Raw genomic sequence first — 15,690 nt, 5'->3', positions numbered from 1 at the left:
GAGACAGTCCATCGAACAGATGTTCGATAGACTGCGGGGGTGGGTTGGAGCAACGGGCCGCCGAGCTGGTCCGAGATGGAGCGGGTGCTCAATGGCAAGCCGCGCCGCTCCGGCCTGCCGCTGACCGAACCCGTCCGCGACGGCGGCGACAGTCCGGCCTGGACCCGTAAGCGGGCGGACTACCAGCGTCCGGACGGTCCGCCGGCGCGCCGCTCGACGGTGCCCTACGCCGAACTGCACGCGCATTCGGCCTACAGCTTCCTCGACGGCGCCAGCACTCCGGAAGAGCTCGTCGAGGAGGCGGCACGGCTGGATCTGCGGGCCATTGCCCTCACCGACCACGACGGCCTCTACGGGGTGGTGCGGTTCGCGGAGGCCGCTGCCGAGCTCGATGTGCGCACGGTGTTCGGGGCGGAGTTGTCGCTGGGCAACGTCGCCCGCACCGATACACCGGATCCGCCCGGCCCGCATCTGTTGGTCCTCGCCCGCGGGCCCGAGGGGTACCGCAGGTTGTCCCGGCAGCTGTCGGCCGCACACCTGGCCGGGGGCGAGAAGGGGAAGCCGCACTACGATTTCGACGCGCTGACCGAGGCCGCCGGTGGGCACTGGCATATCCTCACCGGATGTCGGAAAGGCCATGTCCGCCAGGCCTTCTCCGAAGGGGGCCCGGAGGCGGCGGCGGTCGCGCTGGCCGATCTGGTGGACCGGTTCGGGCCAGAGCGGGTCAGTGTCGAACTGACCCGTCATGGTCACCCGGGTGAGGATGAGACCAACGCGGCCCTGGCGTCGATCGCGCACCGGTTCGGCGTTTCGGTGGTGGCGACCACCGGCGCGCATTTCGCCGAGCCGTCCCGCGGCCGGCTGGCCATGGCGATGGGCGCCATCCGCGCGCGGCAGTCCCTCGATGAGGCCGCCGGCTGGTTGGCCCCGCTGGGCGGTGCGCATCTGCGCTCGGGGGAGGAGATGGCCCGGTTGTTCGCGCCGTTTCCCGGAGTCGTCAGCGCCGCAGCGGAATTGGGCGAGCAGTGCGCCTTCGGGCTGCAGTTGATCGCCCCGCAGCTGCCGCCCTTCGAGGTTCCGGACCGCCACACCGAGGACAGCTGGCTGCGCGAGCTGGTGCTGACGGGTGCCGCCGACCGGTACGGGCCGCCGGGGCGGTCCCCGCGCGCCTATGCCCAGATCGAACACGAGCTGGCCGTGATCGAGGAGTTGAAGTTCCCGGGCTACTTCCTCGTGGTGCACGACATCACCCGGTTCTGTCGGGACAACAACATCCTGTGCCAGGGCAGGGGATCGGCCGCCAACTCCGCGGTCTGCTACGCCCTGGGCATCACCGCGGTCGATCCCATTGCCAACGATCTGCTCTTCGAGCGCTTCCTGTCACCGGTCCGGGACGGTCCGCCCGACATCGACATCGACATCGAATCAGACCTGCGCGAGCGGGTGATCCAGTACGTCTACGACCGCTATGGTCGCGACTACGCGGCACAGGTCGCCAACGTCATCACCTACCGCAGCCGCAGTGCCATCCGGGACATGGCTCGCGCCCTGGGTTTCTCGCAGGGTCAGCAGGACGCCTGGAGCAAGCAGATCAGCCGGTGGAACGGTCTGGTCGAGGCGCCGGAGGTGGCCGGAATCCCGTCGCAGGTGGTCGAGCTGGCCACCGAGATCAAGAACCTGCCGCGACACCTGGGCATCCACTCCGGCGGGATGGTCATCTGTGACCGGCCGATCGCCGATGTGTGCCCGGTGGAGTGGGCGCGGATGGCGAACCGCAGTGTGCTGCAATGGGACAAGGACGACTGCGCGGCCATCGGGCTGGTGAAGTTCGACCTGTTGGGCCTGGGCATGCTCTCCGCGCTGCACTATGCCATCGATCTGTTGGCCGAACACAAGGGCATCGAGGTGGACCTGGCCAAACTGGACCTGACCGACCCGGGCGTCTACGAGATGCTGCAGCGCGCCGATTCCGTCGGCGTGTTCCAGGTGGAATCCCGCGCGCAGATGGCCACCCTGCCCCGGCTCAAGCCGCGGATCTTCTACGACCTGGTGGTCGAGGTGGCGCTGATCCGGCCCGGACCCATCCAGGGCGGGTCGGTGCACCCCTACATCAGCCGCCGCAACGGTCTGGAGCCGGTCACCTACGACCACCCCTCCATGGAACCCGCGCTGCGCAAAACCCTTGGGGTGCCGCTGTTTCAGGAGCAGTTGATGCAGCTGGCCGTGGACTGTGCGGGGTTCACCCCCGCCGAGGCCGATCAGCTGCGCCGGGCCATGGGTTCCAAACGCTCCACCGAGAAGATGCGCCGGCTGCGTGGGCGCTTCTACGACGGCATGCGTGACTTGCACGGCATCACCGGGACATTGGCCGACCGGATCTACGAGAAGCTGGAGGCCTTCGCCAATTTCGGGTTCCCCGAGAGCCACTCGTTGAGCTTCGCGTCGCTGGTGTTCTACTCGTCGTGGTTCAAACTGCATCACCCGGCGGCGTTCTGCGCGGCGCTGCTGCGCGCCCAGCCGATGGGGTTCTACTCGCCGCAGTCGTTGGTCGCCGATGCCCGTCGGCACGGGGTGCTGGTGCACGGCGCGTGCGTCAACGCCAGCCTGGCGTACGCGACGCTCGAGAACGCCGGCAGCGAGGTGCGCCTCGGGCTGGGGGCGGTGCGCAACATCGGTGCGGAGTTGGCGCAGCGCCTGGTGGACGAGCGAAACCGGGGCGGCCCGTTCCGCTCACTGGTGGATCTCACCGGGCGGGTTCCGCTGTCGGTGCCGCAGACCGAGGCGCTGGCGACGGCCGGGGCGCTGGGCTGCTTCGGGATCACCCGGCGCGAGGCGCTGTGGGCGGCCGGGGCCGCGGCCGCCGAACGGCCGGACCGGCTGCCCGGGGTGGGGACGTCCTCGCATGTCCCGGCCCTGCCCGGGATGAGCGCGCTGGAGTTGGCGGCCGCCGATGTGTGGGCCACCGGCATCTCGCCGGACAGCTACCCGATCCAATTTCTGCGCGCCGACCTCGATGCGCGCGGGGTGCTGCCCTGCGCGCAGTTGCTGGCGGTGGCGGACGGCACCCGGCTGCTGGTGGCCGGCGCGGTGACCCACCGGCAGCGGCCGGCGACCGCACAGGGGGTGACGTTCCTCAACCTCGAGGACGAGACGGGGATGGTCAACATCCTGTGCTCGCCGGGGGTCTGGTCGCGGTACCGCAAACTGGCCCAGACCGCCTCGGCCCTGGTGATCCGCGGCATCGTGCAGAACGCCAGCGGCGCCGTCACCGTCGTCGCCGACCGGATGGAACCCATCGACATGAAGATCGGTTCGCGTTCGCGGGACTTCCGCTGAGCCATGAACCGTTCGGCGGTGTCGACGCAGCGGCGACCACTACTCTCGATGTCATGTCCTTGAACCTGTCTGTCGATGAAGTCCTGACCACCACGCGCTCCGTCCGCAAGCGGCTGGACTTCGACAAGCCGGTGCCCCGCGAGGTGATCATGGAGTGCCTGGAGTTGGCGCTGCAGGCCCCGACCGGCTCCAACGCGCAGGGCTGGCAGTGGATGTTTGTCGAGGACCCCGCCAAGAAGAAGGCGCTGGCCGACATCTACCGGGCCAATGCGACCCCGTATCTGGACCTGCCCAAGCCCGAGCGCGGCGACATCCGGGACCAGCAACTCGATGCGGTGCAGAGCTCGGCCAAGTACCTCAACGAGAATTTCGAGAAGGCGCCGGTATTGCTGATCCCGTGCCTGGAAGGCCGTGCCGACGGCGCGCCCGCCGGGATGAGCGCCTCGTTCTGGGGTTCGTTGTTGCCCGCGGTGTGGAGTTTCATGCTGGCGTTGCGGTCCCGGGGCCTCGGTTCGGCCTGGACCACGCTGCACCTGATCGGCGACGGCGAGAAGCAGGCGGCCGACCTACTCGGGATTCCGTTCGAGCAGTACTCCCAGGGCGGGCTGTTCCCGATCGCCTACACCAAGGGCACCGAGTTCAAGCAGGCCAAGCGGTTGCCCGCCGAGCAGTTGACGCACTGGGACACCTGGTGACCCGACGGCGCCGCTATACCGCGCCCGGAAAGCCGTTCTGACGCCACGCCTCGTACACCGCGACGGCGGCGGCGTTCGACAGGTTCAACGACCGCCGCCCGGCCAACATCGGAATCCGGACCGTACCGGTGATGTGCGGATCGGCCAACGTCTGCGCATCCAAACCGGTGGGTTCCGGACCGAACATCAAGACGTCGCCTGATCGATAGCTAACATCAACAAACGATGTCTCGGCGTGGGCCGTGAACGCGAAAACCCGCGCCGGCATCAGCACCTCCCAGGCCGCCGCCAACGACGCGTGCACGGTCACCGACGCCAGGTCGTGGTAGTCCAACCCGGCCCGCCGCAGCTTGGGTTCGGACAGGTCAAAGCCCAAAGGCTCGACCAGATGCAGTTCGGCGCCGGTGCCCGCGACCATGCGGATCGCGTTCCCGGTATTGGGCGCAATCCGCGGTGAGTAGAACAGCAGCGCGAACATCTCTGGCGTCCCTTCGGTGCTGGGTGGAAGTTTGCTCGGCATTGTGCGTCCGGACGGCCGCGGCGGCCGCCGTAGTCTGTTCGTTCAGTAAGAACATTGGAACACCCTGGTGAGGACTGTCATACTTCACCAATTGCCGTGCGAATTACGCCCGTCGAACACCGCGACGGGTCGAAATGAGCAGGAAGTCTGATGAAGGCGGAAACACTGAATAACAGCGGTGCGATCGCGAGTGCGGCGAGCCCGGCAGCGGCAGGGGGAACCGCCCGGTGACGATGTTCGACAAGCCCCCGGCGTTCAACGAACCCCTGGGGCCAGACCTCAACACGTCACCGGCCGACCCCTTCCCGCCGGCCGAGGCCGGGGCGGTGGCCGAGCCCGAACCGGCGATCCGGCCGCGGCGCTGGTCTCCGACGAACTGGCCGGTGCGCTGGAAGGTCGTGGCGATCGCGCTGCTGCCGCTGGTGCTGGCCGCGGTGTTCGGCGGACTCCGGATTTACTCCAGCTTCGCCGAGGCGCGCGATCTGCGCGTGGCCGCCGACCGGGCCGAGTTGGTGCCGGCGATCGCCGATTACATGGCCGCCCTCGAAGACGCCCTGTTCACCCTGCCGTCCAAGGCCGGCTCCACTGAGGTTCAGACCGCGTTCGAAACTCGTCGCTCCGAGCTCTTGGCGGGGGTCAACGATGACACCATCGCCGAGGTTCGGGAGGCCGTCACCACCCTGACCGACCAGGGCCAGGAGCTTGTCTCCGAGGCCGGGCCGAATGCGGCCGAACTGCCCGAGCGGGTGACCGCGTTCGCGCCGCTGTTGCTCACCGCCGAGACCGCCATCACCGGGTCCGTGCGGGTCGACGACGAATCCGTGCGCCGCCAGGCCGACGGTTTGGCCCGCGCCGTGGGGACCCACGGGCAGATGATGATCCAGCGGCTGCTGGTCGAACGCGGTGCCGAATTGCCCGAGCCGTATGTGCGGTCCTCGATGATCGCGCTGGCCGGCACCGAGCCGTCGAACGTCACCGGGGTGTCCGCGCTGCTGGGCAACAGTTCCTCGGAGGCTTCCGAGTTGCGCGCCCAGATGGTGCTGCGGCTGTCGATGATGGCCGATCCGGCGGTGCCCGTGGTCGGCAGCGCGCGGATGCTGGCCTCGTTGGACACCACCGATGCGATCGCCCGGGACGTCATCGAGGGCGTCACGCCGGAGCTGCTGGCCACCGTCGACGAGGCCGCCACCGCGCAGCGCAACGCGGCCATCAGAGACGCCGTCGTGGTGATCCTCGCGATCCTGTTGGCGATGCTGATCGTGTGGGGCGTCGCGCGATCGTTGATCCGTCCGTTGCGACGGCTTCGCGACGGCGCCTTGAAGATCGCCCACGAGGACCTCGCCGCCGGCGTGGAACGCGTCAAGGCCGGCGACGAGCGGGAACCCGATCCGTTGCCGATCTACACCACCGAGGAAGTGGGACAGGTCGCCCACGCCGTCGACGAACTGCATACCCAGGCGCTGCTGCTGGCCGGCGACGAGGCGCGGCTGCGGGTGATGGTCAACGACATGTTCGAGACGCTGTCCCGGCGCAACAAGTCGCTGGTCGACCAACAGCTGTCGCTGATCGACCGGTTGGAACGCAACGAGGAGGATCCGGAGCGCCTCGACAGTCTGTTCCGGCTGGACCACCTGGCCACCCGGATGCGACGCAACGGAGCAAATCTGCTGGTCCTCGCCGGTGCACCGGCCGGGCGCGAACAGGGCCAGCCGGTGCCGCTGAGTTCGCTGATCAACGCCGCGGCCAGCGAGGTCGAGGACTATCAGCGGGTGGAAACCGGCATGGTCCCGGACTGCTCGTTGATCGGGGCCGCGGCCGGCGACGCGGTGCACCTGCTCGCGGAGCTGATCGACAACGCGCTGCGGTATTCGCCGCCGACCGCCCAAGTGCGCGTGACAGCGGTGCAGACCAGCGAGTCCGGCGTGCTGATCGACATCAACGACACCGGCCTCGGGATGACCGATGCCGACCTTCGCATCGCCAATATGCGGCTGAACGCCGGCGGCGAGGTGACTCCGGACAACACCCGGCACATGGGACTGTTCGTGGTGGGCCGGTTGGCGCGCCAGCACGGCATGACGGTGCGGCTGCTGCCGGGGGCGACGGGCGCCGGCACCATCGCGCAGGTCTACCTGCCGCCCACCCTGTTGGAGGGCTACGCCGAGTCCTACCCGCCGGAGCCCTATGCGGACGAGCCCGAGGTTGCCGAGCCCGAGGTCGTCGAGCCCGAGGTCGTCGAGCCGGCGGCCGAGACCCCGGCCCACGACGAACCGGTCGCGGACGAGCCGGCGCCGCCCGACGTCGACTTCGATATCCGCTACGAACCCGACAGCGAGCCCGCGGTCAGCGATTCCTCGGTCTCGGTGCTGCCGCGGCGCAACCCCGGCTCCAGTGCCATCGCCACACCGGGGGATCGGCTGTTCACCGAGGTGGGTGCGGGCCAGGACACCGGCGCAGCCGACGAGTGGTGGTCGGACGAGTCCGCCGCGGAACCGGCGGCGGAGCTGCCGTCGAACACCTCGGGCTTTTTCGCCTCGCGTCGTCGGGCCCGCCAGCAGGAACCGGAGGAGCAGCCGGCGCCGCCCGCCGAGCCGGTCGAGGAGCCGCCCGCTGAGCCGGTCGAGGAGGCTTCCGAAGAAGCTCCCGACGAGGTGCTCGAGGACACCGGGCCGGTGCCGGTCGCCGAGGACGACATCGACCTGACCGATATGGACCGGCTGGCCGAGGAGATCGCGCCGCAGTCGGGCCCGATCCCGGTGGGCTCCGTCGACCTGATCTACCAGAACATGGTCACGGAACTGCTGGATCCGGCCGAGGTGCAACAGCTCGCAGTGCCACAGGACTGGAAATCGGTGTGGGACAACGGCTGGGCGGCGGCCGCCGAGGCCGAGCAGGTGCCCGTCGAGGAGCGCACCGATCACGGCTTGCCGGTGCGTGCGCCGGGTGCTCGGCTGATCCCGGGTGGAGCCACCCCGCCGGTGGCGGAAGGCGAGTTGCAGGAGAATGCCGAAAACACGGAGGACGAGCCAGATTCGAACGACAGTCAGCCGGAGCGCGATCCCCAGGCGATCCGCGCCTCGATGAGTAATCATTTCGGCGGCGTGCGCGCGGCACGCTCGCACGCCCGCAACACAACTCAAGGACTCGATGAGCAATGAGCTATGCGCAAGGTTCGCAGCACGAGAACCCGCTCGATTGGTTGGTCTCGAAGTTCGCCCGTGATGTCCCCGGTGTCGCCCACGCCGTCCTGGTGTCGGTCGACGGATTGTTGATCGCGGCCAGCGAGCATCTACCACCCGAGCGGGCCGACCAGCTTGCCGCCGTCACCTCCGGACTGGCCAGCCTGTCCGCCGGTGCGGCACAGCTTTTCGACGGCGGCCGGGTGCTGCAGTCGGTCGTGGAGATGGATCACGGCTACGTCCTGATCATGCAGGTCGGCGACGGGTCGCAGCTGGCCACGCTGGCCTCCAAGTCCTGCGACATCGGCCAGGTCGGATACGAGATGGCGATCCTGGTGGAACGGGTGGGAAGCACTGTGCAGTCCACCCGCCGCCGCGCGCCCCAACACAGTTGATCGAAGAACTGGAATGAATATGTTCGAACGGTCGGCAGCGCACGAAGCGAGCCTGGTGCGTCCCTACATGCTGACCGCGGGCCGTACCGACACCACCGTGGCGCTGTCGCTGGAGGCCCCGGTGCGCACGTTGGAATCGGCGCTGTTCCATCGCTGGCCGCCCAACGACATGCGCGGGCGGATCATCCAGCTCTGCACGAAAAGTCCTTCTGTGGCCGAAATCTCAGCGCTGCTGGACGTTCCACTCGGAGTGGCCCGTGTCCTGGTCGGTGATCTCGTGACCTCGGGATACCTTCAAGTGCAGGCGACTCTCTCCGACCGCTCGACACACGATGAACGACGCGAACTGATAGGAAGGACCCTCCGTGGCCTACGCGCACTCTGAGAGGCGTGATGCTGCATCGACCAAGATCGTCATCGCAGGCGGCTTCGGTGTCGGCAAGACCACGTTCGTGGGCTCGGTCTCCGAGATCATGCCGCTGCGTACCGAAGCGATGGTGACCACCGCGTCCTCCGGCGTGGACGGCCTCGAGGCCACTCCGAGCAAGGCGACCACGACCGTGGCGATGGACTTCGGCCGGATCACCCTCGACGAAAACCTGGTGTTGTACCTGTTCGGCACCCCGGGCCAGCGCCGATTCTGGTTCATGTGGGACGACCTGGTCCACGGGGCGATCGGGGCCATCGTGCTGGTCGACACCCGGCGGTTGGAGGACAGCTTCGCCGCGGTGGACTTCTTCGAGAACCGCAAGATTCCCTTCATCATCGCCGTCAACGAGTTCCAGGACGCGCAGCGCTTCCCGGTCGACGAGGTGCGCCAGGCGTTGGCGCTGTCCGAGGACATCCCGGTGATCACCGTGGACGCGCGCGATCGTGAGTCCGCCAAGAACGCGTTGATCACCGTCAGCGAGTACGCGCTGGAGTCCCTGACGGCTGCGGGGTGAACTGGTCGGACCGCGAGTTCAGCGAGCACGACTTCCGCGATGAGGACCTCGCGGGACTGACCACCGAGCGCGTGGTGTTCGACAACTGCGATTTCAGCGGCGTGAACCTGGCCGAGTCCACGCACTCCGGATCGGCCTTCCGGAACTGCCGTTTCGAACGGGCGACGCTGTGGCACAGCACCTTTCGGCACTGCAGCCTGATGGGGTCGGTGTTCACGAATTGCCGGTTGCGCCCAGCCGTCTTCGACGAGGTCGACTTCTCGCTGGCGGTGCTCGGGGGCGCCGATCTGCGCGGCGTCGACCTCAGCGGCTGCCGGTTGCGGGAGGTGTCGCTGGTGGACGCCGATCTGCGCAAGGCGGTGCTACGCGGGGCCGACCTGTCGGGGGCGCGCACCCAGGGCACCCGACTGCAGGAGGCGGACCTGCGCGGCGCGCGCATCGATGCGACGCTGTGGACCACCGCGGCGCTGCGCGGGGCCAGGATCGACGTCCCCCAGGCCCTGGCGTTCGCCGCGGCCCACGGGCTCAACCTCGCCGAGAGTTGACTTGTTCGCGGGGCCACTCGCGAAACGCGTACAACAACCCGACTTTCGGCGATTGCCAACAGGGGTGAATACCGGGATTCCGCGGATTCCCGCACGATCTGCGCGTGCCCAGACTGATCTTGGCGACCGAGGCGTTGGCGTCGGGCGCGCTGGCCCGCCGCGATCTGGCCCGGCGCTACACGAAAGTGCACCGCAACGTGTATGCGCCGCGTGACGCCCAATTGACTCCGAGGGATCGAGCGATCGCGGCGTGGCTGTGGTCGAACCGCGCGGCCACAGTGGCTGGGTTATCGGCCGCCGCGCTGCTGGGCAGCAAGTGGGTGCCCCGCAAGGCGCCGGCCGAGTTGGTGCGCGCCCAGCACGGGGCGCCGGCCGGCATCAGCATCCACCGGGACACCGTCGCGGACGACGAGGTGCAACTGCTGGGCGGCGTCAGCTGTACGACGGCCCCGCGCACGGCATTCGACATCGGTCGCCGACTCCCACTGGACGAGGCCGTGATACGGGTGGACGCCCTGCTGAACGCCACGGCGATCGGCGTCCCCGCGGTGGCGACGCTGGCCGCCAGGTATCCGGGAGCCCGCAGCATCCGACAGCTCCGGGAGGTGCTCGAACTCGTCGACGGGGGAGCCGAATCTCCGCAGGAGACCCGCGTGCGATTGGCGCTCGTCCGCGGCGGGTTGCCGCGGCCGGTGACGCAGATACCGATCCGCAACGCGGCCGGTCGGATTGTGCGTCGCCTCGACCTCGGGTGGCCCGACTGGAAGGTCGCTGTGGAGTACGACGGTGAACAGCATTGGACCGACGCGAATCACTACGCCGCCGACATCGACCGGCTCGAGTTCCTCGCTGGCCTCGGCTGGCGGATCGTGCGGGTTTCGGCGCGCCACCTCGAGTTCGACGAGCCCGGGGTGGTGCGACGCGCCCGCGAAGCGCTACGGGCCGCCGGCTGGTGTGCCGAGAGTTGACTTGTTCGCGGGGTCACTCGCGAAACGCGTACAACAACCCGACTTTCGGCGCGGAAAACCTCAGCCCTTGAGCCGGATCTTCCACCGCACGAAGGTCAGATAGGCCACGCACAGCCCGCCCAGCATGGCCATGTCGAGCCACCAGGCCGACGAGGTGTGCTCCCAGTGCCCATCCTTGGGCGTCAGCGGACCGGGCACCAGGTGGATCAGATCCACCGTGGAGGCCGACGCCGCGAAGCCCCACCGCGCCGGGGTGATCCAGGACAGCTGGTCGAGCCCCAGCCGGTCGGTCACCGGGATCATGCCGCCGGAGAACACCAGCTGGCTCATGACCGCGACCACCAGCAGCGGCATGATCTGCTCGCTGGTGCGGGCCAGCGCCGAGAGCGCCAGGCCCACCATCGCCGAGGTCACCGTCGTCGCACCCATCACCACGAACAGGTCCAGCGTCGGATTGCCGAGCCCCACCGAGCCCTGCGTCGGCGCGCCCTTGCCCATGATCGTGATGGCGGTGACGATCGTCGACTGCACGATCGCGAACACCGCGTACACGCAGACCTTGGCCAAAAGATAAGCGGTGGTGGACAGTCCGACCGCCTGCTCCCGGCGGAAGATCGCCCGTTCGCCGATCAGGTCGCGGATGGTCAACGCGGTGCCCATGAAGATGGCCCCGACGTTGAGCAACACCAGAATCTGCCCCGGTTCGTTCGGGGCCTCGCCGAACGGGTCGGGGACCCCGAATCCGACCTCGCCGGGCACCGACAGCGACAGCACCCCCATGATGAAGGGCAGCAGCGCCAGGAACGCGAAATAACCGCGGTCGGCGATGATCAGCCGCATCTGTCGACGCGCGATCGTGGAGAACTGCCGCAGCAGACTGGTTTTCGCGGGCTTGCCCAGATCCGTGGGCGCGCTGGCCGCGGCCGGTTGCGCCGGGGGCGGGGCCGAGCGCTGCCGGAAGCGTTGATGCGCGTCGTCGGGATCGCCGGCGACGGCGCTGAAGATGTCGGCCCAGTTGGTGGTCCCCATCTCCGGACCGATCTGACTGGGCGGGCCGTAGAACGCGGTCTTGCCGCCCGGGGCCAGCAACAGCACCTGATCGCAGACGTCGAGGTAGGTCAGCGAGTGGGTGACCACCAGCACCACGCGGCCGGCGTCCGCCAGCTGCCGCAGCATCGTCATCACCTGGCGGTCCAGCGCGGGGTCCAGGCCCGAGGTCGGCTCGTCGAGGATCAGCAGCGAAGGGCCGGTGAGCAATTCGAGGGCCACCGACGCGCGCTTGCGCTGACCGCCGGAGAGCTTGTCCACCCGGGTCTCGCGATGCTGGGTCATCTCCAGCTCCTCGAGCACCTGCGCGACCACCTGCGCGCGGTCCGCCTCGCTGGTGTCCGGCGGCAGCCGCAGTTCCGCGGCATACATCAGGGCCTGATCGACGGTCAGCTGGCCGTGCACCACGTCGTCCTGCGGGACCATCCCGATCCGGGACCGCAGCGAGGCGTACTCGGCGTGGATGTCGTGCCCTTCGAACGTCACCGTGCCGCTGGTCGGGTGGGTCAGTCCGGCCACCTGCTTGGCGAACGTCGACTTACCCGCGCCCGAGGGCCCGATCACCGCGGTCAGCGTGCCGGGGCGGGCGTCGATCGAGATGTTGTTCAGCAGCGTCTTGTTGTTCTCGATGGTCCACGTCAGGCCGCGGACCTCCAGGCCGCCGGTGCGGGTGGCGGCCTCGGTCTCCGAGCGGCGCGCGAGCGTGCCGCCGGTGAAGACCAGGTCGACGTTGCCGATCGTGACGACGTCGCCGTCGTTCAGCTGGGCCGACTCGACGCGCAGACCGTTGACGAAGGTGCCGTTGATGCTGCGGTTGTCGACGATCTCGGTACCGCCGACGCCCGGCACCAGCGTCGCGTGGTGGCGCGACGCCAGTACGTCCGGGATGACGATGTCGTTGTCGGTGGCGCGGCCGATCTTGATGGCACCGGCCGGTGCTTCCGGCGTCCGGCCCGGCCGCAGGATCTTGAGCATGCTGGTCGCGAGGTTGCCGTCGCCGCTCTTGGGCACCGCCGCGGCGGGACCCATCTGGGTGGGCATGTTGCCCGACTGCGGCTGCTGCTGGACCGGTCGCGACGCACTGGGCGGATATCCGGTGGGGTAGCTGCCGCTGGTCGGGTACGCCGGCTGCGGGCGGGACGCGGTCGGATACGGCGGCCGCGGCGGCGGCGTGCCGGGCGGTGTGCCGGTCCGGTAGCCGGTCGAGTAACCGCCGCCGCCGGTCGGGTACATGGGTTGGCTGGGGTAGCCGATGGGACCGCTGCCCTGTGGCGGGCGGGCCACCGGCACCGCCGCGGTCTGCGGCGGCATGCCCACCGCCCCGGTGTTGCGGCCCAGCTCGAAACTCAGCAGGGGTCCGTCCGGGTTGCCGATGTTGAGCGCCATGCCATCGGAGACGTCGGCGGCCGGCACCCGACGACCGTTGAGGTACATGCCGTTGAGGGAGCCGTTGTCGATCGCCTGCCAACGGCCCCGCTCGATCCGCAGGATCAGGTGCGCCCGCGAGATCAACGGATGCGCGATACGCACGTCGGCGCGCAGATCGCGGCCTATCACCACATCATTGCCCGCTGCGAAGGTCCGCTGGGACCCGTCGTACCGAACGGTCAGCGCGGGTGCCACTGGTCCAGTCATCGGGTCCAACTGTAACGGCCTACCGGTCCGGCGCGCCGGTCAGCACGCAGTGGGTGTGGCTGTAAATCGTCGGCATGCACAGATTGCAGTGCGTACACACCGATTTCACGCTGCTGTCGGCCTGAATACGGTGCAGCAGGTCCGGCTCGGCCAGCAGCGCCCGGCCCATCGCGACGAACTCGAAGCCGGCGGCCATGGCCCGGTCCATCGATTCGCGGTTGGTGATGCCGCCCAACAGGATCAACGGCAGGGTCAGCTCGGCCCGGAACTTACTGGCGTCGCGCAGCAGATACGCCTCGTGGTACGGGTACTCGCGCAGGAACTTCTTGCCGGTCATCCGCATGCCCCAGCTGATGGGCGGCTTGAACACCTTGGAGAATTCCTTGACCGGGGCGTCGCCGCGGAACAGGTACATCGGGTTGACCAGCGAGCTGCCGGCGGTGAGTTGCAGGGCGTCCAGGCCGCCGTCGGACTCCAGCCATTTCGCGGTCTGCAGTGACTCCTCGATGGGGATGCCGCCGCGTACGCCGTCGGACATGTTGAGCTTGGCGATGACCGCGATCTGATCGCCGACCGCGCGGCGCACCGCCTGGACGACACCGCGGGCCACCTTGGCGCGGTTTTCCAGCGAACCGCCGAACTCGTCGGTGCGGCGGTTGATCAGCGGACTCAGGAACGAACTCGCCAGATAGTTGTGGCCCAGGTGGATCTCGACGGCGTCGAAACCGGCGTCGATCGCCAGCCGGGCCGCATTGGCGTGGGCCTCGGTGACCTCGCGGATGTCCTCGACGGTCGCCTTCTTGGCGAACCGCATCGACAGCGGGTTGAAGAACCGCACCGGCGCCAGCGCCTGCGCCTTGTTGGTCCTCGCGTTGGCCACCGGACCCGCGTGGCCGATCTGCGCGCTGATCGCCGCACCCTCGGCGTGCACGGCCTCGGCGAGCTTGCGCAGGCCCGGGACGGCCTCGGGGCGCATCCAGATCTGCCAGCCGTCGGTGCGGCCGCCGGGGGCCACCGCGCAGTAGGCCACCGTGGTCATCCCGACGCCGCCGGCCGCCGGCCGGCGGTGGTAGTTGATCAGGTCGTCGGTCACCAGGGCATCCGGGGAGGCTGCCTCGAAGGTGGCCGCCTTGATGATGCGGTTGCGCAGCGTCAGCGGGCCGAGTCGGGCCGGACTGAACACATCTGGGCTGGTGTTCACCTAACGAACTCAACACCGCGGTGTCCGGCTCTGTCAAAGGACCTCGATGCAACAATGTCGAGGTGGGTGCAACAGTTCTGGACGGTAAGGCCACGCGCGACGAAATCTTCGTCGACCTCAAGGAGCGGGTGGCGAAGTTGGCGCAGGCCGGGATCACCCCGGGGCTGGGCACCATCCTGGTCGGTGACGACCCCGGGTCGCAGGCCTATGTGCGCGGCAAACACGCCGACTGCGCGAAGGTCGGCATCACCTCGTTGCGCCGCGATCTGCCCGCCGACAGCACCGCGGCGCAACTCGAGGACACCATCGACGAGCTCAACGCCAACCCGGAGTGCACGGGCTACATCGTGCAGTTGCCGCTGCCCAAGCACCTGGACGAGAACGCCGCGCTGGAACGGGTCGACCCGGACAAGGACGCCGACGGGTTACACCCCACCAACCTCGGCCGGCTGGTGCTGGGCAAGCAGGCGCCGCTGCCGTGCACCCCACGCGGCATCGTGCACCTGCTGCGCCGCTACGACGTCGAACTCGCCGGCGCGCACGTCGTGGTGATCGGCCGCGGCGTGACCGTGGGCCGACCGCTGGGTCTGCTGTTGACCCGTCGTTCGGAGAACGCGACAGTGACGTTGTGCCACACCGGAACTCGTGACCTGCCCGCACTGACACGGCAGGCCGACATCATCATCGCGGCGGTCGGGGTGCCGCACCTGGTGACCGCGGACATGGTCCGTCCGGGTGCGGCGGTGGTCGACGTCGGCGTGAGTCGGGTCGACGGCAAGCTTACCGGCGACGTGCATCCCGGCGTCTGGGACGTGGCCGGGCACGTCTCGCCGAATCCGGGCGGTGTCGGGCCGCTGACCCGCGCGTTCCTGCTGACCAACGTGGTCGAACGCGCCGAGTCGCGGCAATGACGCTGCGGTCGGCGCTGCGCGACCAATGGCCGATCCTGACGGTGGTCGCGACGTTCGCGATCGCCTTCGTGCTGGTGGCCGCCGGCTTCTGGCGCCGCGGCGCGCTGCTCATCGGGGTCGGGGTGGCGGTGGCCGCCGGGTTGCGGCTCCTGCTCAGCGAGGATCGCGCCGGCCTGCTCGGAGTGCGCACCAAGGGCATCGATTTCGTCACCACCGCTTCGGTGGCGACGGTGGTGATGTACGCGGCCTCGACCATCGATCCGCTCGGAACGTCTTAGTCGATCCACAGAGAATCCGGCGGTGCGGCGGCGGTC

The 15,690-nt window shown here is 68.8% G+C and carries 13 protein-coding genes; 10 read left to right on the top strand and 3 right to left on the bottom strand.

Annotated elements, in window-relative coordinates; translation table 11 throughout:
• The first annotated feature begins 39 nt into the window (after positions 1-39).
• Together RCP80_RS18365 and RCP80_RS18360 are read left to right on the top strand one after the other, a co-directional pair.
• Complete coding sequence (locus RCP80_RS18365; protein ID WP_308479037.1) at positions 40-3,336, top strand: error-prone DNA polymerase; 3,297 nt, start codon at positions 40-42, stop codon at positions 3,334-3,336.
• A 53-nt stretch (positions 3,337-3,389) separates the two neighbouring features.
• On the top strand, positions 3,390-4,031 hold the full coding sequence (locus tag RCP80_RS18360) for a nitroreductase family protein (RefSeq protein WP_308479036.1): 642 nt from the start codon (positions 3,390-3,392) through the stop codon (positions 4,029-4,031).
• A 13-nt stretch (positions 4,032-4,044) separates the two neighbouring features.
• On the opposite strand, the gene RCP80_RS18355 is transcribed toward RCP80_RS18360, so the two are convergent.
• The gene (locus RCP80_RS18355; protein WP_308482917.1) at positions 4,045-4,509 is read right to left on the bottom strand and encodes a tRNA (cytidine(34)-2'-O)-methyltransferase; all 465 of its coding nucleotides are present in this window, start codon (positions 4,507-4,509) and stop codon (positions 4,045-4,047) included.
• Positions 4,510-4,784: 275 nt separating this feature from the next.
• Between RCP80_RS18355 and RCP80_RS18350 the strand changes: the two genes are divergently transcribed.
• The 6 genes from RCP80_RS18350 to RCP80_RS18325 all read left to right on the top strand — a co-directional run bounded on the left by RCP80_RS18350 (position 4,785) and on the right by RCP80_RS18325 (position 10,582).
• On the top strand, positions 4,785-7,709 hold the full coding sequence (locus RCP80_RS18350; RefSeq protein ID WP_308482916.1) for a sensor histidine kinase: 2,925 nt from the start codon (positions 4,785-4,787) through the stop codon (positions 7,707-7,709).
• Positions 7,706-8,125: a roadblock/LC7 domain-containing protein gene (locus RCP80_RS18345; protein WP_308479035.1), complete on the top strand. Its 420-nt coding sequence runs from the start codon at positions 7,706-7,708 to the stop codon at positions 8,123-8,125. The genes RCP80_RS18350 and RCP80_RS18345 overlap by 4 nt, the downstream gene beginning before the upstream one ends.
• 13 nt (positions 8,126-8,138) lie before the next feature.
• Positions 8,139-8,510: a DUF742 domain-containing protein gene (locus RCP80_RS18340; RefSeq protein WP_308479034.1), complete on the top strand. Its 372-nt coding sequence runs from the start codon at positions 8,139-8,141 to the stop codon at positions 8,508-8,510.
• Positions 8,491-9,069: a GTP-binding protein gene (locus RCP80_RS18335; protein WP_308479033.1), complete on the top strand. Its 579-nt coding sequence runs from the start codon at positions 8,491-8,493 to the stop codon at positions 9,067-9,069. The genes RCP80_RS18340 and RCP80_RS18335 overlap by 20 nt, the downstream gene beginning before the upstream one ends.
• Positions 9,066-9,614 (top strand): pentapeptide repeat-containing protein, encoded by a 549-nt coding sequence (locus tag RCP80_RS18330; protein ID WP_308479032.1) that lies wholly within the window; start codon positions 9,066-9,068, stop codon positions 9,612-9,614. Before RCP80_RS18335 ends, RCP80_RS18330 begins: the two co-directional genes overlap by 4 nt.
• Before the next feature lie 104 nt (positions 9,615-9,718).
• A complete protein-coding gene (locus tag RCP80_RS18325; RefSeq protein ID WP_308479031.1) occupies positions 9,719-10,582 on the top strand; it encodes an endonuclease domain-containing protein in 864 nt (287 codons plus the stop codon).
• A 60-nt stretch (positions 10,583-10,642) separates the two neighbouring features.
• On the opposite strand, the gene RCP80_RS18320 is transcribed toward RCP80_RS18325, so the two are convergent.
• Positions 10,643-13,264, bottom strand: coding sequence for an ATP-binding cassette domain-containing protein (locus RCP80_RS18320; protein ID WP_308479030.1), 2,622 nt, complete (start codon positions 13,262-13,264; stop codon positions 10,643-10,645).
• Between the two features lie 19 nt (positions 13,265-13,283).
• Positions 13,284-14,465: an NADH:flavin oxidoreductase gene (locus RCP80_RS18315; protein ID WP_308479029.1), complete on the bottom strand. Its 1,182-nt coding sequence runs from the start codon at positions 14,463-14,465 to the stop codon at positions 13,284-13,286.
• A 62-nt stretch (positions 14,466-14,527) separates the two neighbouring features.
• Between RCP80_RS18315 and RCP80_RS18310 the strand changes: the two genes are divergently transcribed.
• Both RCP80_RS18310 and RCP80_RS18305 read left to right on the top strand, forming a co-directional pair.
• Positions 14,528-15,376, top strand: coding sequence for a bifunctional methylenetetrahydrofolate dehydrogenase/methenyltetrahydrofolate cyclohydrolase (locus RCP80_RS18310; RefSeq protein ID WP_308479028.1), 849 nt, complete (start codon positions 14,528-14,530; stop codon positions 15,374-15,376).
• Complete coding sequence (locus RCP80_RS18305; RefSeq protein ID WP_308479027.1) at positions 15,373-15,654, top strand: DUF3017 domain-containing protein; 282 nt, start codon at positions 15,373-15,375, stop codon at positions 15,652-15,654. The genes RCP80_RS18310 and RCP80_RS18305 overlap by 4 nt, the downstream gene beginning before the upstream one ends.
• Positions 15,655-15,690 lie beyond the last annotated feature (36 nt).

It is taken from the genome of Mycolicibacterium sp. MU0053 (assembly GCF_963378095.1).
GTDB lineage: Bacteria > Actinomycetota > Actinomycetes > Mycobacteriales > Mycobacteriaceae > Mycobacterium > Mycobacterium burgundiense.
The sequence above is the reverse complement of the archived record's forward strand: the minus strand, read 5'-3'. Positions and strand labels throughout refer to the sequence as shown.